This window comes from Kitasatospora sp. NPDC029367, from assembly GCF_055569135.1.
On record NZ_JBVHYH010000033.1, the window covers coordinates 63,820 to 85,473 of the forward strand.

The window sequence follows — 21,654 nt, forward strand, 5'->3', positions numbered from 1 at the left end:
CGTACCCGGTTGCAGTTGCGTCTCCGTTCGACCGGAGGGGGGTGTGCCGCGACGGCCGGTCCGGGAGCCTGGGGGCAACGACTCGTACGGCGGGGGGAATTGCCATGGGGGACGGCCGCGAGCTGGTGGCGGGTGCGGTGGGAGCGCTGGTGCGCCTGGCCCGGGGCACGCCCGGCGGGCGGGGGCAGGCGGTGGCCGAAGTGGTCCGGGCCCGGCTGCGGCTGCTGCCCGAGGGGGCCCGGGCGCTGTCGGCGATCGAGGCGGACCCGGACGCTCCGGCAGCGCGGGCCGAGCTGGCCTCGGCCGTCGCCCGACTGCTCGCCACCGACCCGGGGTTCGCCCAGTACCTGACCACCACCGACCTCGGCGGGACGGCCGATCCGACCACCGTCCAGCTGCGGACGGAGCAGGCGGCGGGCCCGACCACCGTCCAGCTGCGGACGGACCCGAACCCGGGCCCGAGCACCGTCCAGCTGCGGACCGGCCCGGGTCCGGATCCGAGCACCGTCCAGCTCCGGGTCGACCCGGACACGCCGGCCGGCGGCCCGAGCACCGTCCAGCTGAGGGTCGACCCGGCGGCCGCCGGCGCCGCCCGGGCACTGGCCGCCCGGCGCGGCAACGCCGCCGTCCTCACCGTCCTGGCCCTGGTCCTGATCGCCGCGCTGGTCGCACTCGGGATCAACCTCGGCTCGCGCCCGCTGCTGCAACCCACCGGGCCCGACCTCGCCCACGCCGCCCGGACCATCCGCGATCCCGCGCGGGTGCAGGGCGTGCTGCCGGACGCCGCCGCGATGCCGAGCGGCTGGCAGCAGCAGGGCGCACCGCGCTCCGGGACGGGCAGCGGGCCGGGCGCGCCCTGCCTGCTCCCGGGCGCCTGCGACCAGCAACTCGCCTACGCGACCGTCTCGTTCAGTGCCCCTCCGCTGCCGTCCGTGCAGTTCACCGTGGTCACCTTCAGCTCCGCCGAGGCGGCCGGCCGGGCCTTCGACACCCGGCTCGACCTGCTCAACGCCCGGGGCGACGCGGCCCCGGCGGCGGTCCAGGCGGTCGGCGACCAGAGCGCCGCCCGCACCCGGGGCGACTCGACTGCGGAGACGGTGGTCCGGGTCGACTCGGCGCTGCTCTACGTGCACTACGCCGGCCCGGGGGCCGCGGTGGCACTGCCCGGGCTCACCCCGTTCGTCCGACTGCTCGCCGAGCGCACCCGGCAGGCCGAGGACGGCCGGACCCCGGACGCCGTCCTCCACACCACCGGGGGCTGAACGCCCGGCGCCGCCCGCTGCTCCCAGGAACCCCACCACCCATCACCACACCCATGCGCCCCATCCGCCCCGCGGGCCCCACCGGCCCGCGGGGCGTTCCGCGTGCCCCGCCCCACCCCCGACCTGCGCCGACCGCCCCCGTCGCCCGAATGCATGTATCGCTCTCTTGACTGGCGTCACGAGCGCGCCATACTGGCTTCACTCCCGCTCGCCCGACGAGGTGCCGCCCATGGAGCTCTCCCCCTCGGCGCACATGGACACGTTCTGCCGAGACCATCTCCCGCCCTTCGACCAGTGGCCAGAACTCCTCTTCGAACTACCGGAGTTGGCCTTCACCGACCGCCTGAACTGCGCATCCGCCCTGCTCGACGACACCATCGCCCGCCTGGGCCCCGACCGCCGCTGCCTGCTCACCCCCACCACCCGGTGGAGCTACGGCGAACTGCGCGACCACGCCGACCGGACAGCCCGCCTGCTCACCGAGGAACTGGGCCTGGTCCCCGGCAACCGCGTCCTGCTACGCGGCCCCAACACCCCCTGGCTGGCAGCCTGTTGGCTCGGGGTGCTGAAAGCCGGCGGTGTGGTCGTCACCACCATGCCGCTGCTCCGCGCGGCCGAGCTGACCGAACTGGCCCGGATCGCCCGCCCCACCGTCGCCCTGTGCGACCACCGCTTCCGCACCGAGCTCGACCTCGCCGACACCCCCGGGCTGCGGGTCCTCTCCTTCGGCGGCCCCGGCCCCGAGGACCTCACCGCCCGCAGCGCCACCCAGCGCCCCGGCTTCGCCGCCGTACCGACCGCCGCCGACGACGTCGCGCTGATCGCCTTCACCTCCGGCACCACCGGTCGGCCCAAGGCCACCCTGCACTTCCACCGGGACGTGCTGGCCAACGCCGACACCTTCTCCCGCCACCTGCTCCGCCCCACCCCCGACGACCTCTTCACCGGCACCCCGCCGCTCGGCTTCACCTTCGGCCTCGGCGGCCTGCTGGTCTTCCCGCTGCGGGTCGGCGCCGCCAGCCTGCTGCTGGAGAAGGCCACCCCCGAACAACTCGCCGAGGAGGTCGCCCGGCACGGGGTGAGCGTGCTGTTCACCGCGCCCACCGCGTACCGGGCGATCCTGGCCGCCGGGCTCGCCGACCGGTTGTCCGGCGTACGGCGCTGCGTGTCGGCCGGCGAGCCGCTGCCCGCCGCCGTCTGGGGGGCCTTCCACGCCGCCACCGGCCAGCGGCTGATCGACGGGATCGGCGCCACCGAGCTGCTGCACGTGTTCATCTCGGCCGCCGACGACGACATCCGGCCCGGTGCCACCGGCCGCCCCGTCCCCGGCTACCGGGCGGCGATACTCGACCGGCAGGGCAACCCGGTACCGGACGGCCAACCCGGACTGCTCGCCGTCAAGGGCCCCACCGGCTGCCGCTACCTGGACGACGAGCGCCAGCGCGAGTACGTCCGCGGCGGCTGGAACCTCACCGGCGACACCTATCTGCGCGACCGGGACGGCTACTTCTGGTACCAGGCCCGCAACGACGACATGATCGTCTCGGCCGGGTACAACATCGCCGGCCCCGAGGTGGAACAGGCGCTGGCCGCCCACCCGGCGGTCGCCGACTGCGCCGTGGTGGCCGCGCCGGACGAGCGGCGCGGCACGGTGGTCAAGGCGTACGTGGTGCTGACCGGGGGCACCTCGGGCGGCGCCGAGACCGTCAAGGAGCTCCAGGAGCACGTCAAACGCACCATCGCGCCGTACAAGTACCCGCGCGCCGTCGAGTTCGTTCCCGAGCTGCCGCGCACCGCGACCGGCAAGCTGCTCCGCGCCGAGCTGCGCAGAAGGGCCGCCGTGACACCTCAGAACGCCGCACCGCAGGACGCGGCACCGCAAGGCACCGCGCCCCAGGGCGCCGCACCGCAGCACGCGACACCGGAACCGGCGCCCGCCCCCGCCGCCATCACCATCGAGCGCCGGGTCGAGTGGTCGGACACCGACGCCGCCGGGCACTACCACTTCTCCGCCGTGCAACGCTGGGCCGAGGCCGCCGAGGCGGCGCTGCTGCGCCGGCTCGGACTGGCCGAGCTGTTCGGACGGATCCCCCGGGTGCACTTCGAGGCCGACTACCGGGAGCGGCTCTGGTTCGGGGACGTGGTCCGCACCGAGCTGCGGGTGGTCCGGGTCGGCGGCTCCTCGCTGCACTACGCCTTCGAGGTGCACGGCCCGCAGGGACTGGCCGCCAGCGGCCGGATGTCGGTGGTGCACGCGGCGCCGCGGGTCAAGGGCGCCGAGCCCTGGCCCGCCCCGGTCCGCCGGGCGCTCACCGAGGCCGGTCCGCAGCAGCCGGAGGTGGTCGCATGACGGGCAAGCCGCAGCCCGCCGGGGCCGGCGCGCCGCAGCAGCACACGGCCGGCGGCCCGCGCCGGATCGCGGTGATCGGCGCCGGCCCCGGCGGGCTCTACTTCGCCGCCCTGGCCAAGCAGTTGGACCCCGAGCGCGAGATCACCGTGTTCGAACGGGACGGCCGGGAGGACGAGTTCGGCTTCGGCGTGGTGTTCTCCGACGAGACCCTGGACGGCATCGCCCAGGCCGACCCGAAGGTCTTCGCCGCGATCAGCGCCGAGTTCGCCCGCTGGAGCGACATCGACATCCGCTACGCCGGCCAGGTCCGCACCAGCGGCGGGCACGGCTTCGCCGCCCTGGACCGCAACCGGCTGCGCGCCGTCCTCCAGGACCGCTGCGCCGAGCTGGCGGTGGACGTGCGCTACCGCACGTCCGCCCCGCCGGCCGACCGGCTCGCCGCCGAGTACGACCTGGTGGTGGCCGCCGACGGCATCAACTCCGGCACCCGGGCCGCCCATCCGGAGACCTTCCGCACCGAACTGGACGAGCGGCACTGCCGCTACATCTGGCTCGCCACCGACAAGGTCTTCGAGGCCTTCACCTTCATCGTCGAGGAGTTCGACTTCGGCACCGTGCAGGTGCACGCCTACCCGTACAGCGCCACCCGCTCGACCTTCATCGTCGAGGTCGCCGCCGACGCCTGGCGCCGCGCGGGCTTCGAGGCCCTCGCGGCACGGGAGTTCGCGCGCGGCGAGAGCGACCTGGCGAGCGTGGAGCGCTGCGCGGAGCTGTTCGCCGGGCACCTGGACGGCCACCGGCTGATCCCCAACGCCTCCCGCTGGATCCGCTTCACCACCGTCCGCAACGCCAGTTGGCGCCACGGCAACACCGTGCTGCTCGGCGACGCCGCGCACTCCGCGCACTTCTCGATCGGCTCGGGCACCAAGCTGGCCCTGGAGGACGCCCTCGCCCTGGCCGCCGCGCTGAGCGAACAGCCCACCCTGGACGGCGCACTGGCCGCCTACGAGGCCGAACGCCGGCCGGTGGTGGAGTCCACCCAGCGGGCCGCGCAGGCCAGCCTGGAGTGGTTCGAGACGGTGGGGCGCCGCACCGGGCAGGACCCGGACCGGTTCGCCTTCAACCTGCTCACCCGCAGCCGCCGGGTCACCTACGGCAACCTGCGGGCCCGCGACCCGGAGTTCACCGCCGCCGTGGACGCCGCCACCGGCGGCTCCCCCGGGGTGCCGCCGATGTTCCGTCCGCTGAAACTCGGCGCCCTGGAGCTGCGCAACCGGATCGTGGTGCCCCCGCTGGCGACCTTCACCTCCCCCGACGGGCTGCCCAGCGCCTTCGACCGGGCCCAGTTGACCGCCCACGCGCTCGGCGGCGCCGGGCTGGTGATCGCCGGGATGACGGCGGTCGGCCCCGAGGGCCGGGCCACCGACCACTGCCCCGGGCTGTGGACCGACCGCCAGCAGGGCGCCTGGGCCGAACTCCGGCGCGCCGTCGCGGCGGTGAGCGACACCCCGGTCGGCATCCAGCTCACCCACGCCGGTCGCCGGGGCGCCACGGCCGCGCCCGGACCGGACGGCATCGGCCGCCCGCTCGCCGACGGCTGGCCGCTGCTCGCCCCCTCGCCACTGCCCTGGGATTCCGGCAGTGCCGTCCCGCACGAGGCCAACGAGGTCCAACTGGCCGCCGTCACCGCCGACTTCGCTGCCGCCGCCGAGCGCGCCGCCCGGGCCGGGTTCGACGTGCTGGAGCTCCAGTTCGGCCACGGGCACCTGCTCTCCACCTTCCTCTCCCCGCTCACCAACCACCGCACCGACGGCTACGGCGGGCCGCTCGCCCACCGGCTGCGACTGCCGGTCGAGGTGCTGTCCGCCGTCCGCGCCGTCTGGCCCGCCGGGCGGCCGCTGCTGGTCCGGATCTCGGCCGCCGACTGGGCCCCCGGCGGGACCACCGAGGCCGAGGCGGTGGCGATCTGCCGCGCGCTGGGCGAGGCCGGGGCGGACGCGGTGGACGTCTCCACCGGCGAGGTGGTGGCGCACCAGCGGCCGCCGTACGGGCGCGGCTTCCAGACGCCCTTCGCCGAACTGGTCCGCGCCGCCACCGGCCTGCCGACCGTCGCCGTCGGCGCGATCTCCGGCCACGACGACGCCAACTCCGTCCTGTTGGCAGGCCGCGCCGACCTGGTCGCGGTCGGCCGGGCCCAGCTGCACGACCCGTTCTGGACCCTGCACGCCGCCGCCGACCAGGACTACACCGGCCCGGGCGCCCCCTGGCCCGCGCCCTGGCTGGCCGGGCGCCGCAGGCCGCCGGGACCGGGCGCCGACAAGGTCTCCCCGCGCCTGCACCTGCTGCGGGAGGCCGCCCCGCCCGTCCACCGCCGCTGGCGGCCGGCTCCGACCGAGGAGTGAGGAAGACCCATGGACCTGCCGCGCTTCACCGCCGCCGCCGTCCAGGCCGCCCCGGTCTACCTGGACCCGGCCGCCACCGTGGACAAGGCCGTCGCCCTGATCCGGGAGGCGGCCGGCCGCGGCGCGGAACTCGTGGTCTTCCCCGAGGTCTTCGTACCCGGCTACCCGTACTGGAACTGGACGATGACCCCGGTGCAGGGCTCGCCCTGGTACGAACGGCTGTACCGCGCCGCGGTGGACGTCCCCGGGCCGTACGTGGAAACCCTGTGCTCGGCCGCCCGGCAGGCCGGGGTGGTGCTGGTGATCGGCGTCAACGAGCGCGGCCGGCACAGCCTCGGGGTGCTGTACAACACCCTGCTGATCATCGGCGCGGACGGCGAACTCCTCGGAGTGCACCGCAAACTGGTGCCCACCTGGGCCGAGAAGCTGACCTGGACCCAGGGCGACGGCAGCTCGTTGAAGGTGCACCACACCGCCGTCGGCCCGCTCGGCGCCCTGGCCTGCGGGGAGAACACCAACACCCTGGCCCGCTTCACCCTGCTGGCGCAGGGCGAACTCGTCCACGCCGCGGCCTACATCGCCCTGCCGGTGGGCCCCGAGGACTACGACATGGCGGAGGCGATCGCGCTGCGCGCCGCCGCCCACTGCTTCGAGGGCAAGCTGTTCACCGTGGTCTCCTGCTCCACCGTCTCACCGGAGATGGTCGACCTGATCGCCGGCGACGACCCGCAGCTGCGCAGGCAACTCACCCGCCCGCACAGCGCGTTGTCCGGGATCTTCGGACCGGACGGCCGGGCGGTCACCGAGCCGCTGGTGGACGAGGAGGGCATCGTCTACGCCGAGATCGACCTCGGCCGCTGCATCCAGCCCAAGCAGATGCACGACATCGTCGGCCACTACAACCGCTTCGACGTCTTTCAACTGCACGTGAACGACCGCCCGCTGCGGCCCCTGACGTACCCCCGCGACGACACCTGACCGAGGAGGAGCCATGAGCGCCGAAGGCAGCTACGACGACGGCCGGATCGGCCGGGCCCGCGTCCACGACAGCCCAGAACTCCTGGCCTACTACGAGGAGTTGGCCAAGCACGAGGCCGGCGCCCTGTGGACGGTGGCGAACGAGATCGAACCCTGGTACCCGCAGCCGAAGTCCGTCCCGGTGCTCTGGCGCTACGCCGACCTGCGCCCGCTGGTCCGCAAGGCCCTCCCGCTGGTGAAGGCCGACGACGCGGGCCGCCGGGTGGTGATGCTGGTCAACCCCGGACGCCGCGAACTCAGCGCCGCCGTCGGCCTGTTGTACACCGGCCTGCAGATCATGGGCCCCGGCGAGGCGATGACCGCGCACCGCCACCAGGCCTCCGCCCTGCGCTTCGTCCACGAGGGCACCGGCGCCTGGACGATCGTCGACGGCCAGAAGCTCCGGGTCGGCCCGCGCGACTTCGCGATCACCCCCAACGGCACCTGGCACGAGCACGGCAACGAGGCCGAGGACAACCCGGTGATCTGGCAGGACGGCCTGGACATCCCGCTGGTCAACACCCTCGACGCCAACTTCTACGAAGTCCACCCGGACCTCTACCAGCGCCCCGGCCCGGTCCCGAACTCCTCGCTGCTCAGCTACGGCGGCAACCTGCTCCCGTACGGCGTCGAGAAGTGGACCCGCCCTTACTCGCCGCTGCTCGGCTGGCCCTGGGATCCCAGCTACTACGCCCTGTGTCAACTGGCCCGCGCCACCGAGGGATCCCCGTACGACGGCGTGATCATGGAGTACACCAACCCGGTCACCGGCGGCTCGGTGATGCCCACCATGTCCGCCCACCTCCAGCTGCTCCGCCCCGGCCAGGCCACCCGCGCCCACCGGCACACCGGCTCGGTGGTCTACACCGCCGCCAAGGGCCGGGGCGTCTCGGTGATCGCCGGGCAGCGCTTCGAGTGGCAGCAGGGCGACATCTTCGTCGTGCCATCCTGGGCCTGGCACGAGCACGAGAACCTCGACCAGGGCGAGGACGCCTGCCTGTTCTCCTTCAACGACTTCCCGGTGATGCACTCCCTCAGCCTCTACCGCGAGGAGGCCCACCCGGCCCACGACGGGCACCAAGACACCATCGACACCACCGACCCCACCACCCCGTAACAGGAGAGTCCACCCGATGCAGCTGCTGACCTACCGCGCCGACGGCGACCCCACCCCCCGGCTCGGCGCCCGCACCGACGGCGACCGGGTCGCCGACCTGACCGCCCTCGCCACCGGCGCCGGCGTCGAACTCCCCGACGACCTCCTGGGGTTGATCCGGGCGGGCGAACCGGCCCTGGCCACCGCCCGCGCCCTGACCGCCGGGACGCCGGCCACCCGGCCGCTGGCCGAGGTCACGCTGTGCGCCCCGCTGCGCCCCGGCAAGATCGTCGGGGTCGGCCTCAACTACGTGGAGCACGTGGCCGAGTCGCACCGCACCCTGGACACCGAGCGCGAACTCCCGGACCGCCCGGTACTGTTCGGCAAGCCGGCCACCGCCGTCACCGGCCCCGGCCAACCCATCCTGCACAACGCCGACCTCACCAAGCAGCTCGACTGGGAGTGCGAACTCGCCGTGGTGATCGGCGAGCCCGCGTTCCGGGTGAGCGAGGCGGACGCCTGGCGGCACGTGTTCGGCTACAGCATCGTCAACGACATCAGCGCCCGCGACCAGCGCCGCAGCGGGCAGTGGTTCTTCTCCAAGGGCCAGGACAGCTACGCGCCGTTCGGCCCGGTCGTGGTCACCGCCGACGAGATCCCCGACCCGCAGCAGCTCGACCTCTCGCTGCGGGTCAACGGCGAACTGCGGCAGGACTCCAACACCCGCCACATGCTGTTCGGCATCGCCCGGCTGATCGCCGACATCTCCGCCGGGATGACCCTGGAACCCGGCGACGTCATCGCCACCGGCTCCCCCTCCGGGGTCGGCGCCGGCATGGTCCCGCCGCAGTTCCTGCAGCCCGGCGACCTGGTCGAGGCCACCATCGAGCGGATCGGCACCCTCGCCAACCCCGTGATCGACGCCCGCTGAGAGGAGTCCGGCGCAGATGACCACCTACCGGATCGGCCAGATCGTCCCGAGCTCCAACGTCACCATGGAGACCGAAGTCCCGGCCCTGCTGCGGGCCCGCGAGGCGGTCGCCCCGGAACGGTTCACCTTCCACTCCAGCCGGATGCGGATGACCAGGGTCACCCCCGAGCAACTGCGCGCCATGGACGGCGAGTCCGACCGCTGCGCCGCCGAGCTCTCGGACGCCCGGGTCGACGTGATCGGCTACGCCTGCCTGGTCGCGGTGATGGCCACCGGCCCCGGCTACCACCGCGAGGCCGAGCAGCGGCTGCACCGCCGCACCGTCGAGAACGGCGCGCCCGCGCCCGTGGTGACCAGCGCCGGCGCCCTGGTCGCCGGGCTGCGGGCGCTCGGTGCGCGGAAGGTCGCGATGGTCACCCCGTACCTGCGCCCGCTGGCCGCGACGGTGGTCGACTACCTCGGCGGGGAGGGCATCGAGGTGCTCGACCACGCCGCGCTGGAGATCGCCGACAACCTCGACGTGGCCGCCCACGACGCGGCCCGGCTGCCCGGGATCGCCAAGGGCCTGGCGCACGGCGAGGCGGACGCGGTGGTGCTCTCCGCCTGCGTGCAGATGCCCTCGCTGTCCGCCGTCGAGGAGGCCGAGCAGCTGCTCGGCAAGCCGGTGGTCTCGGCGGCGATCTGCACCACCCACCAGTTGCTCCGGGCGCTCGGCCTGCCCGCCGTCGCCCCCGGCGCCGGGCACCTGCTCTCCGGCGCGTACGCCTAGGGCGCGTCTTGTGGATCAGGTCGGACCAGACCGCGGCGTCAGGGTGCGTGCATCGCAAGGCGGAGGAGGGAGTCCATGCGGTGGGGGCACCTCCCGGCCGAAGGCTGGGGGCCATCGGCGACCGACGACAACGCGGCGAGGTGCGTGCCCTGGCGTCGCGGGCCTGGCCTGATCCACAAGACACGCCCTAAGCCCGACCGCACCCGTGCCCCACCCGCACCCACGCCCCACCCCCACGCCCGACCCACCACCGGCCCACCCGACCCGCGGTGGCGTCGCTATGATCACCACCAGCCGTCGGGGAGGAGGGCCCGCAGATGCCGGAGAGCACGACCCGGCCCAGCTCCCTGATCAACACCGTCTACGGCGAGTTCGTCCGCCGCCTCGGCGGCTGGATATCGATCGCCGACCTGATCGCGCTGATGGCCGAGCTGGACGTCGACGGCCCGGCCGTCCGCTCGGCCATCTCCCGCTTGAAGAAGGCCGGCACCCTGCTCCAGGAGCGCCGCTCGGGCACCGGCTACCGGCTGGCCCCCGCGATGGGCCCGGTGTTCGACGAGGGCGACCGCCGGATCTTCCACAGCCTGGAGCCCGCCGAGCTCGCCGACGGCTGGGTGGTGGCGGTCTTCTCGGTGCCGGAGTCCGAACGCGCCCACCGCCACCAGCTGCGCTCCCGGCTGAGCTGGCTCGGCTTCGGCAACGCCGCCCCGGGCGTCTGGCTGGCCCCCGCCCGGCTGCTGCCGGACGCCCGCCGACTGCTGGAACGCCTCGGCCTGAGCGCCTACGTCCACCTCTTCCTCTCCGCCGAGTACGCCGGCTTCGCCGAACTCCGTACGGCGGTGGCGACTTGGTGGGACCTCCCGGCGATCGAGGCGCAGTACGCGGCCTTCACGGACGCCTGGCGCCCGGTCGCCGAGCAGGTGCGCGGGCGGGAGCGGATCGACCCGGTCGAGGCCTTCCGGGACTACGTGCCGATGCTCACCCAGTGGCGCCGGCTGCCGTACCTCGACCCCGGGCTGCCCGCGCCACTGCTGCCCGAGCACTGGAACGCCGTGCCGGCCCGCGCGGTGTTCAGCGAGGTGCACGGGCTGCTCGCCGAGCCGAGCCTGCGCTACGTCGAGAAGGTCACCGGACTGTCCCACCCCCAGGAGCTGCCATGACCACCCCGGAGCGGACCCCCGCCCCCGCCGATCTGCTGATCCGCGCCGCCGCCGTGCACACCCTCGTCCCGGGCGAGGCGCCGCAGCGGGCGATCGCCGTCACCGGCGGCCGGATCACCGCCCTCGCCGCCGAGCCGACCGGCCTGGACAGCCTGGTCGGGCCGGACACCGAGGTGGTGGACGCCCCGGGCGCGACGGTGCTGCCCGCCTTCGACGACACCCACACCCATCTGATCCTGGCCGGGCACAGCGTCCACGGCGTCCCGGTGCACCGGGCCCGGGACCTCGACGGCTTCCTGGCGCTGATCCGCGAGCGGGCCGCCCGCACCCCCGCCGGGGAGTGGATCGTCACCACCGTCAACTGGCAGGAGGTGCTGCTCACCGAGCAACGACTGCCCACCACCGAGGAGTTGGACGCCGCCACCGCCGACCACCCGGTGCTGGTGCGCCGCGGCGCGTACAACATGGTGCTCAACTCGGCCGCGCTGCGACTGGCCGGGATCGACGAGTCCACCGAGGCCCCGGACGGCGGGGTGATCGAGCGGGACGAGCGGGGGCGGCTGACCGGCCGGCTGATCAACCGGGCGATCGAGGCGGTCGAGCGGGTACTGCCGCGGCCGACCCTCGCCGAGCGGATCGAGGGGCTGCGCGCGGCCGCCGCCGACTACGCGGCCACCGGGATCGGGACGGTGCGCGACTGCCTCGTCCCGGTCGAGGACCTCGACGTACTGGACGCGGCCCGGGCCGCGGGGGCGCTCGCCGTCCGGGTCCGGGCCCTGCTCTCCGGCTTCGCGGCCCGCACCCCCGAGCAGGTGGACGCCCTGCTGGACCGGATGGACGACTGGCGCGCGGACGGCCGGGACGACGCCCGACTGCGGCTGTGGGGCGTCAAGTTCGGCATCGACGGCGGCTTCGAGGCGGGCGCCCTGGAGCAGCCGTACCAGGGACAGCCCTGCTACCACGGGCGGCTGCTCTGGGAGCCGGCCGAGCTGCTGGCCGCGGTGGAGCGGGTGGTCGGGCGCGGCTGGCGGGTGGGCGTGCACGCCTGGGGCGACCGCGGGCTGCGGGTGCTGCTGGACGTCTTCGAGCAGGTGGTGAAGCGCCACCCGGGGCTGCCGCCGGGAACGCTCGTGGTCGAGCACGGCGGGCTGGCCCGGGCCGACCAGCGGGCCCGGGCGGTCGCGCTGGGGATCCCGGTGACGGTGCAGCACCCGCTGCTGCACGACGGCGCGCTCACCCAGCAGCGGGCCTGGGGCGAGGAGCGCACCGCCGCGCTGTTCCCGCTGCGCGAGTGGCTGGACGAGGGAGCGCAGCTCTCGGCCGGCTCGGACTTCCCGGTCGGCCCGTACGGCGCGATGCTGTCGGTGTGGGGCATGACGACCCGGAGCACCACGGCCGGGGTGGTCGGCCCCGAGCACGCGATCGGACGGGCCGAGGCGATCGCGCTGCACACCGTGAACGCCGCCCGGCTGACCGGCGAGGAGGCCGAGCGCGGCAGCCTGCGGCCGGGGGCGTTCGCTGACCTGACGCTGTGGCCGGTCGATCCGCTGCACTGCCCGACGGCGGAACTGCGCGGGCTGCTGCCGCTGCGTACGGTGGTCGGCGGCTGTACCGTGCACGGGGGATGACGGCCCGACCGTGCACGGTAGTTGATGGACCGTCAGGCCGCGATGAGCTCCCGCAGGTCGATGTCGCCGCGGTGCAGGGCGCGCAGGTCGTCGTGCAGGGTGGACGGCGGGACGACGAGCACGCCGCCGCGCGCATGGTCGAGGCAGTAGCGGGCGACCGAGCCGCGCAGCAGTCGGCGCAGGCGGCCGCGCAGTGAGCCGTGCCGGCCGGTGCTGACCACCAGCAGGTCGCCGGGCCGGTCGGCCAGCGCGGTCAGCACCGGGCCGGCCTCGCCGCGCATCACCAGCGGCTGCACCGGCAGGCCGATCGGCAGGCCGCCGAAGGCCTGGCCGAGCGCGCTCTCCAGCCGGGCCCCGGCGGCATCCTGCCAGGCGCGGAGCAGCGGCGGGCAGGGCCGGGCGCGGTAGCTGCGCTCGCCGCCGACCGGGGTCCAGGCCAGCACCGGGACCAGGACGGCCTGTCGGGCCCGGGCCTCCTCCGCCGCCCGGTGCAGGGCGGTCAGGCTGTGCAGGGAGCCACTGACTCCGACGATGACGCGGGCGCCGTCCGACATGATCCTTCGCTTTCCGATGTGAAGCCTATCCAGTGTCTGCGATTATGCTGCCACATTACGGCGCAGACCTACAAATCGAAGGCATTCACTGAATATCGCCTTGCATCGCTCGGACTTCCTGGAGCAGCCCCCAGGTGAAGTCGGCCGTCCAGGAGCCCGCCCGCCCGTCCGCGCCCGGCGCCCGGAAGTCCAGCTGGAAGCGGGTCGGCGCACTCCCCTCGCGCGGCACGGCCCCCGGGAACGCCTCCCCCACGTCGCCCACCACGCAGCCCCAGGGAGCCAGGTCGGCCGCCGTACGCAGCACGGGCCCGGGAGCGCCCGGCGCGCGGACCAGCCACTCGTTCAGCACCGGCGCACCGATCTCCGCCGGTCCCAGCAGCACCTCGAAGCGCAGCTCCGGCCAGAGCGGCAGCACCCACTGCCGGGCCGTGCAGGCGAGGTCGCCGATCCGCCGGGGCAGGCTCGCCTCCGCCGGCCCCAGCACGGCGGCGTACCGGGCGCCGCCGCGCGGGAACCGGGGCGCCCGGACCATCGCCTGCCAGCGCTTGTTCGCCTCCCGCATCGAGGCCCGGGTGGCGCCGAGCCGCCGCACCGCATCCTCGACCAACTCGGGGTGGTAGTCGGCCATCCGTCGCAGCAGGAAGAGCTGGAACTCGGTGACCCCGAACCCGTTGATCGCCATGACGACAGGCTAGATCCCGCCGCCGCGCGCGACACGGGACAGACCCCGGGGGCGTTGCTCAGCCGTTCCCCGCCAGCGCCAGCGCGACCAGCTCCCGGCGGCTGCGGACGCCCAGCCGGTCGAAGACCGCGGTGAGGTGCTCCTGCACGGTATTGGCCGAGATGCACAGCTCGGCCGAGATCTCGCGGGTGGAGCGGCCGCGCAGCACGAGGGTGGCGACCCTGGTCTGTGCCGGGCTCAGGCCGTAGGCGCTGAGCAGCAGCGAGGACCGCTGCCGTGGCGGCGCGGGCTCGATGATCACCGCGGTCTGCGGCCGGGGCGGCCCGGTGAGCCGGGTGGCCTGCACGCTCCACCACTGGCCGAACCGGTCCCGCACCCGCACGGTCGGCGGCGGCACCCGGTCGGCCGGCTGCCCGCCCAGCCGACCCAGCCGTGCGGCCACCGCGCTGACCGCGACCGGGAGCCGGGAGCCGGCCGGGAAGTCCGCCGGGTCCAGCCGGGCGAGCCAGTCACGGGCCTCCTCGCTGGCGGACAGCAGGACGGAATCGGCGTCGAGCACCAGTACCCCGGGGGCCACCACCCGGCCGGACGCGGCACCGGTCAGCCCGCGCGCGACCGCGCGCCGGAGCCCCTCGGCCAGGTGCGGACCGACGGCCCGCAGCACCGCGAGATCCGCCTCCTCGAAGCCGGCTTCCGCCTGCTCCCGGTGCAGGCAGAGGAACCCCCAGCAGCTCCCGCCGACCCGAAGCGCCACCCGGAGCTCGTCGCCGAGCCCGAGTGGCGCCATGATCTCCCGGTAGCGGGGGCTGGCCGCGAGGTCGCCCCGGGTCGCCCGGCCGAGGGTGGCCACCGGATCGGCGGACCGCGCCAGCTCGGCGAACTTGTTGACGTCCGCCCGGCCGAACTCGTTCTCGAGGAAGCGGGTGGTCTGGCCGACCAGCGGTTCGTCCGCCGCAGCCGACGTGAACAGCAGGGAGGCGGGGTCGGCGGTGGCGAAGAACACCGCGTCGGCGGGGACCAGCCGCAGCAGCCGGGGGACCACGTCCGCCCGCAGCCGGGCCGGGTCGGACCCGGCGTAGCAGCGGTCGACGAGTCCGGCCGTCCGGCGTTCCACCAACGATGCCGCCATGGGACCGACGCTACTCCCCGGGCGGTGAACCTGCCGTCAGACCGGTGCCAGCCCGAGCTGCCGGAGCAGCCCGAGCTCGTCCAGGCGGCCCCACCGCTCGACGATCCGACCGCCGCGGAGCCGGAAGATGTTGATCCCGGGCAGCGTGAGCGGCCGACCGGTGGGCGCCACCCCCAGCAGCTCGCCCCGGTGGGTGCCGGTCGCGGTGAAGTGCTCGACCACGAGGTCGCCCTCCCCGAGCACCAGGTCCTGATCGCTGTGCCAGTCGGGGCAGGCGGCCCGGAACAGCGCTCCGGCCCTCCGCATCCCCTCCCGGCCGGCGTCGCCGCCGAACGGCGGGTCGTGGTTGACGAAGTCCTCGGCGAGGTACTCGTCGACAGCCCCCAGGTCACCCTTGGTGAAGAGCGCGTCGATGAACGCGGTGACCGTGCTCTTGTTCTGTTCGATGGTGTCCATACCGGCAGTCTTCGACCGGCCGGGGCCGTCCGGTACCCCAGAACCCTGGGGTTCTCCGAAGACCACGCCCGACATATTCGCGCACCTGTTCGATTCACGGCGTACGCTGGCCCCATGCACGGCACCGTCCACCTCCAACCCTCGCTGTTCGAAGAAGCCGCCGGCCCCCGGCTCGGCCCGCTCGACGGCGTCCAGCGCCTGCTCCTCGGCGACGGCGCCTGGCTGGACGTGCTGCCCGGCTGGCTGCACGGCGCCGACCGGCTGTTCGAACAGCTGGCCGCGGACGTCCCCTGGCGGGCCGAGCGGCGCGAGATGTACGAGCGCACCGTCGACGTCCCCCGGCTGCTCGCCTCCTACGGCGCCGACGCCGAACCGCCGCACCCCGTCCTCGGCCAGGCCCGGGCGGAGCTGAGCCGGCACTACGCGGCGGAGCTGGGCGAGCCCTTCCGCACCCTCGGGCTCTGCTACTACCGGGACGGCCGGGACAGCGTGGCCTGGCACGGCGACCGGATCGGGCGCGGCGCCCGGGAGGGCACCATGGTCGCGATCCTCTCCGTGGGCGAGCCGCGCGTCCTCGCGCTGCGGCCGCGCAACGGCGGCGGCGCCGTCGTCCGCCGGCCGCTCGGCCACGGGGACCTGGTGGTGATGGGCGGCTCCTGCCAGCGCACCTGGGAGCACGCGATCCCGAAGACCGCCCGCCCGGTCGGCCCGCGGATCAGTATCCAGTTCCGCCCGTACGGGGTCGCCTGAGCGCTGATCCCTCGCTGATCAGTCCTTGACCGCGCCCGCCAGCCCGGACACCAGCCTGCGCTGCACCGCGACGAAGAACACCAGCACCGGCACCGTCATCAGCGTGGACGCCGCCATGATCCCGCCCCAGTCGTTCTCGTCCGGCTTGAGGAACACCAGCAGCGCGGAGGGCAGCGTCTGGTTCTGGGTGGCGCTGATGATGAAGGTCTTCGCGAAGACGAAGTCGTTCCACGCCGCGATGAAGGAGAACACGCTGGTCGCGGCGAGCCCCGGGGCCACCAGCGGCAGCAGGATCCGCCACAGGATGCGGGTCCGGCTCGCCCCGTCGAGCTGCGCGGCCTCCTCGATCGAGACCGGCACGGCCGCGACGAAGCCGCGCATCATCCAGATCCCGAACGGCAGCGAGAACGCCAACTGCACCAGCACCAGCGAGGCCAGGGTGTTCAGCCCGATGCCCGGCGCGAACCGGCCGGCGTCGCGGAACATGAAGAACAGCGGGATGGTCAGCGCCTCGACCGGGATCATCTGGGCGATCAGGAACATCACCATGATCGTGGTGCGGAACCGGAACCTGAACCGGGTCACCGCCACGGCGGCCAGGAAGACCACCACCGCCGACAGCACCACCACCGACAGCGCGACCACCAGGCTGTTCACGAAGTACCGGCCGAAGCCGTCCACGCTGAGCACCTGCCGGAAGCTGTCCAGCGTCGGGTGGGCGGTCCACGGCCGCGGGTCCAGCGACTGCACCTCGCCCTTGGGCTTGAAGGCCGAGAGCACCATCCAGAAGATCGGGAAGGCGGTGACCACGCCCAGCAGCACGGCACCGCTGTTCGCCGCGAGCCGCCACCGGCCGCGGGGGTTGCGCAGGGCGTTCACAGCTCGTTCCCCGTCCGTCGCAGGCTGCGGATGTACAGGACCGTCGGAACCACCAGGATCAGCAGCATGATCACGCCGATCGCCGCGCCCAGCCCGTACTGCGAGGAGGCGAAGGCCTTCTGGTACGCGTACACGTTGAGCACCAGGTTCTGGCCGGCGATGCCGCCGCCCTCGGTCATCACGTAGATCTGGGTGAAGACCTTGAAGTCCCAGATCACCGACTGGATCACCACGATGGTCAGGATCGGCCGCAGCATCGGCGCGGTGATCCGGCGGAAGGTGGTCCAGGTGCCGGCGCCGTCCAGCGCGGCGGCCTCCATCACCTCCTCCGGAATGGCCCGGATGCCCGCGTAGAGGGTGACCATCACGAACGGGTAGGAGTGCCACACCACCACGGCGCCGACGATCAGGAACGCCGTCCACCTGTCGTAGAACCAGTTGAACTCGTGGAAGCCGCTCAGCCCGAGCCTCACCAGGGTGTGGTTGACCAGCCCCAGGTTGGTGTCGAACAGGAAGCTCCACACCGTCGAACCGGTCATCGCGGGCGCCGCCCAGGCGGCCGTCGCCGCCGTGGTCAGCACCAGCCGCGGCCAGCGGCCGACCCTGGTCAGCAGCACCGCGAGGGTCGCGCCGACGGCCAGGGTGGCGACCACGCAGAAGGCGGCGAAGCCGACGGTCTGCGCCAGCACCGTCCAGAACTGGCCGTCCGCCAGGATTTTCGCGTAGTTGCCGAGGCCGACGAAGGAGGTCGGGACGCCGCCGGAGGCCTGGGCCTGCCCGAAGTCCAGCACGGACAACAGCCCGAGCTGGTAGATCGGGTAGGCCACCAGCGGGACCAGGATGACCGCGGCCGGCAGGAGCAGCAGCAGCGGGGGCCGTCGGCGCCGGCCGCCCGGGGGTGCGGCCGGCGCCCTGCCCCCACGGCGCCGCTGCGGGGAGGCCGGCGCCGACGGGGCGGTCGTGGTGGATGGGGACACGTGCGGGACCTGCTCTCTGTCGGCGGGTCAGTGCGCGGCGAAGGCCGAGTTGATCTGCGCCGCGGCGTCGGCGGAGGCCTTGGCCACGTCCGCCTTGCCCGTGACCACCTGCTGCAGCATGGTCGGGATCACCGCCTGGGCGTCGATCTGCGCCCACGCCTGGTCCAGCGGCACGAAGCGGGTGCCGGCCGCGATGGTGTCGGTGAACGGCTTGAGGAAGGCGTCCTTCGCCCCGACCTCGGCGCTGACCGACCTGAGCGTCGGCAGGTTGCCCATCGCGTCGTACATCTGCTCCTGGTACGCCGGGCTGGCCAGCAGCTCGGCGAACTCCACTGCCAGCGTGCGGTGCCTGGCCGCCTTCATCACCCCGAGGTGGTTGCCGCCGGCGAAGGCGGGGGCGATCGAGCCGGCCTTCTCCCCGGGCAGCGGCACCACGCCGTACCTGCCCTTGACCGCGCCCGCGTCCACCTTGCTGCGGTTGGAGTTGACCAGGATCGCCATCGCCGACTTCCCGGCCGCGAACAGGTCGACGGTCTTGCCGCCGGTCAGGTCCGCGCACTGCTGGGCGGGGCAGCCGTCCGGCCCGAACAGGTCGGTGTAGCGCTTGATCCCGGCCTGCGCGGCGGGCGAGTCGATGGCGGCCTTGAAGGCCGTGCCGTTCTTCGCGGCGATGTCGCCGCCCGCGTCCCAGACGAAGGGCAGCGCGCCGTAGGTGTACTTGCCGCCGACCGCGATGCCGAAGGTGTCCGGGTGCGCGGCGTGGATCCGCTGCCCGGCCGCGACCAGTTCGGCGTACGAGGCGGGCGGGTTGAGCCCGGCCTCGGTGAACAGGTCGGTGCGGTAGTACAGGGCGCGCACGCCGACCCACCACGGCAGGCCGTAGGTCCTGCCGTCGACCACCGCGGTCCCGGCGATCGCCGGGTCGAGGTCGCCCTTGGCCTGCCACCGGTCCAACTCGGCGCCGATCTCGGCCAGTCCGCCGGCGGCGACGTAGCCGGGCAGGTCGGTGTTGCCGAACTCCACCAGGTCGGGGGCGCTGTTGGGGTCGTTGAAGGCGCCCTTCATCTTGGCGGCGCGGGCCGAGGCGTCGGTGTCGATGTAGCTAACCTTCACGGTGACGCCCTGGTGGGAGGCCTGGAACTCGTTGACGGCCTTGGCCACCACGGCCTCCTTGGTCGCGTTGCCCGCCTCGTTGTACAGCCACACCTGGAGGGTGCCGGTGCGGTCGTCGGCGGCCCTGCCGCCGGCCGGCGCCGCGGTGCCCGGGGCACAGGCGGTGGCGGCGAGGCAGCCGGCGGCGAGCACGACGGCCGCGGCGGCCCGACTGGTGAGTCGCATGGGTGGAGACCTCCCCTCCCGACAGCTGCCGCAAGGACACGCTCCGCCGGGGGACGGGCGCGTCGAAGCAGGCCCTGACCGGGGCCGGTGGTGGGTGAAGTGGTGGGGGTGACGGCAGGGCGCAGCGCCTCGGGTGGGCGACGCCGCCTGCTCGATGGCAGGGACGTTAGGCGCGGGCGATCGGGCCCAACAAGAGGCGGTTCACGAAGTTTTGCACTGCACAACGTTGTATCGAGGATGCGGTGATCCGGGCCCGAAGGGGTACGTTCTGACCACCCCCGCCGGCGTGCGGGGCCACGCCAGCAGAACCCGGACCAGGGAAACGCACCCATGACGGAGACGTCGCCCCAGCAGCCCACGACGGCGGCCGCGCCCGCGTCGAAGCCCACGACCGAGCGCAACCAGTCGTCCTCGCTGCGCCGCGCACTCGCCGTCCTCGGCCACGTCCGGGACCACGGCGACGGGCGCGGCGTGCCGCTCGCCCAACTCGCCGACGCCCTGGGCCTCAACAAGAGCACCGTGCTCCGGCTGGCCGGCCCCCTGCTCGACGAGCACCTGCTCGAACGGGACCGCGAGACCGGCTGGTTCCGCCTCGGCCACGGCTCGCTCCGGCTCGGCCAGGCCTACCTGACCACCCTCGACCTGCGCAGCGTCGCCGCCGAACACCTGCGCCGGCTCCAGCGCGAGGCCGGCGAGACCGTCCACCTGACCGTCTGGCAGGCACCCGGGATCGTCTACCTGGACAAGGTCGAGGACGAGACCAACGTCCGGATGGCCTCCCGGGTCGGCAGCCGGGCGCCCGCCTACTGCACCGCCACGGGGAAGGCGATCCTCGCCTGGCTGCCCGAGGAGGCGGTCACCGAGGTCGTCGCGGCCGGCCTGCGCCCGGTCACCACCTGGACCATCGCGGACGAGCCGCGGCTGCGCGCCGACCTCGCCCGGATCCGCGCCCGCGGCTACTCGATCGACGACCGGGAGAACGAACCCGAGGTGCGCTGCGTGGCCGCGCCGATCTTCGACCACACCGGCGAGGTCACGGCGGCCCTGTCCGTCTCCGGCCTCACCTCCCGGATGACGGCCGCCCGGGTCCGCGCCCTCGGCCCGGTCGTCGCCCAGGTCGGCCTGCGGATCTCCCGCGAACTGGGCTCCGACCGCCAGCCGTCCTGAACTCCCGCTCCCCGCAAGCGAAAACGCGAACGGGGCCCGGCACCCGTGAAGGTGCCGGACCCCGTCCGACCGTGGAGCGCCAGGCCCGGATCGCACGGACTCTTCCTACTGAAAGTAGGACGTGCTCTGGTAGCACCGCTGACGCCTGACGAGAGATCATCTCCCTCGCGACAGGAAGTACAGTAGCAGCCCCGTGACCACCCACCGAATCGGAGGCGAACCCGGCATGACGACCGCGCGACCGGAGGCCGTTCCGTACGCGGACGGACGGCTGTTGGACGTCCACCGCCCCACCGCCACCGGCTCCGGGCCCGCCCCCGTCGTGCTGCTCTGGCACGGCTCGGGCCCCGACGAGCGCGACGTGCTGCACACCCTCGCCCAGGAGGCCGCCGGGCTCGGTCTACTGGTCCTCGTCCCGGACTGGCGCCCCGACCGGGCGGACGGCGGCCGCGCCGACCTGCTCGCCTCGCTGGCCTTCGCCCGGCGCAACGCGGCGGCGTACGGCGGGGATCCGGACCGCTTCGTACTGGCCGGCTGGTCGCTCGGCGGCCGGGAGGCCGTGGCCGTGGCCACCCACCCGAACACCCCGGCCGAGCTGCGTCCCACCGCCGCCGTCGGCATAGCCTCCGCGTACGGCCGCCCGGCGGTCACCACCGGGGACGTCCCGCTCGACCACCTGGCGGTGGACCCGTCCCCGGTGCCGGTCCTGCTGGTGCTGGGCACCGCGGACGAGGTGGTACCCGCCGAGCTGACCCGTCAGCTGCACGCGGTGGTGCCGGGCGCCGAACTGCTCGAACTCCCCACCGACCACGCCGGGGTGGTGATGACCGCCTACGACCCCGGGGCCAACCGCTGCCTGCCCGCCACCGACCCGGCCACCCTGGCGGCCGGCCGGCGGACCGCCGCACTCCTCGCCCGGGCGGCCGGGCTCGGTTAGACGCTCCGGCGGGCGGGTCCAGGAGGGTGACTGTCATAGTGCCCCCATCCGCGCGCAACGGCCTTAGCCCGCCCGCTAGGGCGTGTCTTGTGGATCAGGTCGGACCAGACCGCGGCGTCAGGGTGCGTGCATCGCAAGGCGGAGGAGGGAGTCCATGCGGTGGGGGCACC

The 21,654-nt window shown here is 74.1% G+C and carries 19 protein-coding genes and 1 pseudogene; 13 read left to right on the top strand and 7 right to left on the bottom strand.

Features of this window, described 5'->3' with window-relative positions; translation table 11 throughout:
- Positions 1–104: 104 nt before the first annotated feature.
- The 10 genes and pseudogenes from ACZ4W5_RS19565 (at position 105) to ACZ4W5_RS19610 (ending at position 12,615) form a co-directional block, all read left to right on the top strand.
- On the top strand, positions 105–1,262 hold the full coding sequence (locus ACZ4W5_RS19565; protein ID WP_465655768.1) for a hypothetical protein: 1,158 nt from the start codon (positions 105–107) through the stop codon (positions 1,260–1,262).
- Positions 1,263–1,491: 229 nt separating this feature from the next.
- Positions 1,492–3,102, top strand: a pseudogene (locus ACZ4W5_RS19570) (AMP-binding protein); the annotation flags it as partial.
- Positions 3,085–3,612 (top strand): acyl-CoA thioesterase, encoded by a 528-nt coding sequence (locus ACZ4W5_RS19575; protein WP_465655801.1) that lies wholly within the window; start codon positions 3,085–3,087, stop codon positions 3,610–3,612. The pseudogene ACZ4W5_RS19570 and the gene ACZ4W5_RS19575, both read left to right, overlap by 18 nt.
- The gene (locus ACZ4W5_RS19580) at positions 3,609–6,014 is read left to right on the top strand and encodes an oxidoreductase (protein ID WP_465655770.1); all 2,406 of its coding nucleotides are present in this window, start codon (positions 3,609–3,611) and stop codon (positions 6,012–6,014) included. The genes ACZ4W5_RS19575 and ACZ4W5_RS19580 overlap by 4 nt, the downstream gene beginning before the upstream one ends.
- Before the next feature lie 9 nt (positions 6,015–6,023).
- Positions 6,024–6,992: a carbon-nitrogen hydrolase family protein gene (locus ACZ4W5_RS19585; RefSeq protein WP_360237163.1), complete on the top strand. Its 969-nt coding sequence runs from the start codon at positions 6,024–6,026 to the stop codon at positions 6,990–6,992.
- A 13-nt stretch (positions 6,993–7,005) separates the two neighbouring features.
- Positions 7,006–8,148, top strand: a complete 1,143-nt coding sequence (locus ACZ4W5_RS19590; RefSeq protein ID WP_465655772.1) for a cupin domain-containing protein — start codon at positions 7,006–7,008, stop codon at positions 8,146–8,148.
- Between the two features lie 16 nt (positions 8,149–8,164).
- Positions 8,165–9,058, top strand: coding sequence for a fumarylacetoacetate hydrolase family protein (locus tag ACZ4W5_RS19595; RefSeq protein WP_465655774.1), 894 nt, complete (start codon positions 8,165–8,167; stop codon positions 9,056–9,058).
- 16 nt (positions 9,059–9,074) lie between these two features.
- On the top strand, positions 9,075–9,827 hold the full coding sequence (locus ACZ4W5_RS19600) for a maleate cis-trans isomerase family protein (protein WP_465655776.1): 753 nt from the start codon (positions 9,075–9,077) through the stop codon (positions 9,825–9,827).
- Positions 9,828–10,144: 317 nt separating this feature from the next.
- Positions 10,145–10,987: a PaaX family transcriptional regulator gene (locus ACZ4W5_RS19605; protein ID WP_360237171.1), complete on the top strand. Its 843-nt coding sequence runs from the start codon at positions 10,145–10,147 to the stop codon at positions 10,985–10,987.
- Positions 10,984–12,615: an amidohydrolase gene (locus ACZ4W5_RS19610; protein WP_465655777.1), complete on the top strand. Its 1,632-nt coding sequence runs from the start codon at positions 10,984–10,986 to the stop codon at positions 12,613–12,615. Before ACZ4W5_RS19605 ends, ACZ4W5_RS19610 begins: the two co-directional genes overlap by 4 nt.
- Positions 12,616–12,647: 32 nt before the next feature.
- Here ACZ4W5_RS19610 and ACZ4W5_RS19615 read toward each other — a convergent pair whose 3' ends face one another.
- From ACZ4W5_RS19615 to ACZ4W5_RS19630, 4 genes are all read right to left on the bottom strand, one after another.
- On the bottom strand, positions 12,648–13,169 hold the full coding sequence (locus ACZ4W5_RS19615) for a universal stress protein (RefSeq protein ID WP_360237175.1): 522 nt from the start codon (positions 13,167–13,169) through the stop codon (positions 12,648–12,650).
- 85 nt (positions 13,170–13,254) lie between these two features.
- Positions 13,255–13,851, bottom strand: coding sequence for a hypothetical protein (locus tag ACZ4W5_RS19620; protein WP_465655779.1), 597 nt, complete (start codon positions 13,849–13,851; stop codon positions 13,255–13,257).
- Positions 13,852–13,909: 58 nt separating this feature from the next.
- On the bottom strand, positions 13,910–14,980 hold the full coding sequence (locus tag ACZ4W5_RS19625; protein ID WP_465655781.1) for a helix-turn-helix transcriptional regulator: 1,071 nt from the start codon (positions 14,978–14,980) through the stop codon (positions 13,910–13,912).
- Between the two features lie 36 nt (positions 14,981–15,016).
- Positions 15,017–15,436: an ester cyclase gene (locus ACZ4W5_RS19630; protein ID WP_465655782.1), complete on the bottom strand. Its 420-nt coding sequence runs from the start codon at positions 15,434–15,436 to the stop codon at positions 15,017–15,019.
- Positions 15,437–15,550: 114 nt separating this feature from the next.
- Between ACZ4W5_RS19630 and ACZ4W5_RS19635 the strand changes: the two genes are divergently transcribed.
- Positions 15,551–16,186, top strand: coding sequence for an alpha-ketoglutarate-dependent dioxygenase AlkB (locus ACZ4W5_RS19635; protein WP_465655784.1), 636 nt, complete (start codon positions 15,551–15,553; stop codon positions 16,184–16,186).
- 18 nt (positions 16,187–16,204) lie between these two features.
- Here the strand turns inward: ACZ4W5_RS19635 and ACZ4W5_RS19640 are convergent, their stop codons facing one another.
- The 3 genes from ACZ4W5_RS19640 to ACZ4W5_RS19650 are packed head-to-tail and all read right to left on the bottom strand — an operon-like array spanning position 16,205 to position 19,380.
- On the bottom strand, positions 16,205–17,056 hold the full coding sequence (locus ACZ4W5_RS19640) for a carbohydrate ABC transporter permease (protein WP_465655803.1): 852 nt from the start codon (positions 17,054–17,056) through the stop codon (positions 16,205–16,207).
- 5 nt (positions 17,057–17,061) lie between these two features.
- Positions 17,062–18,042: a carbohydrate ABC transporter permease gene (locus tag ACZ4W5_RS19645; protein ID WP_465655786.1), complete on the bottom strand. Its 981-nt coding sequence runs from the start codon at positions 18,040–18,042 to the stop codon at positions 17,062–17,064.
- A 27-nt stretch (positions 18,043–18,069) separates the two neighbouring features.
- Positions 18,070–19,380 carry an extracellular solute-binding protein gene (locus ACZ4W5_RS19650; protein ID WP_465655788.1) on the bottom strand — a complete coding sequence of 437 codons (1,311 nt, stop codon included), beginning with the start codon at positions 19,378–19,380 and terminating at the stop codon, positions 18,070–18,072.
- Positions 19,381–19,710: 330 nt separating this feature from the next.
- Here ACZ4W5_RS19650 and ACZ4W5_RS19655 point away from each other — a divergent pair, with 330 nt between their 5' ends.
- Together ACZ4W5_RS19655 and ACZ4W5_RS19660 are read left to right on the top strand one after the other, a co-directional pair.
- Complete coding sequence (locus ACZ4W5_RS19655; protein ID WP_465655789.1) at positions 19,711–20,547, top strand: IclR family transcriptional regulator; 837 nt, start codon at positions 19,711–19,713, stop codon at positions 20,545–20,547.
- A gap of 226 nt (positions 20,548–20,773) precedes the next feature.
- Positions 20,774–21,484, top strand: coding sequence for an alpha/beta hydrolase (locus ACZ4W5_RS19660; protein ID WP_465655791.1), 711 nt, complete (start codon positions 20,774–20,776; stop codon positions 21,482–21,484).
- Positions 21,485–21,654 lie beyond the last annotated feature (170 nt).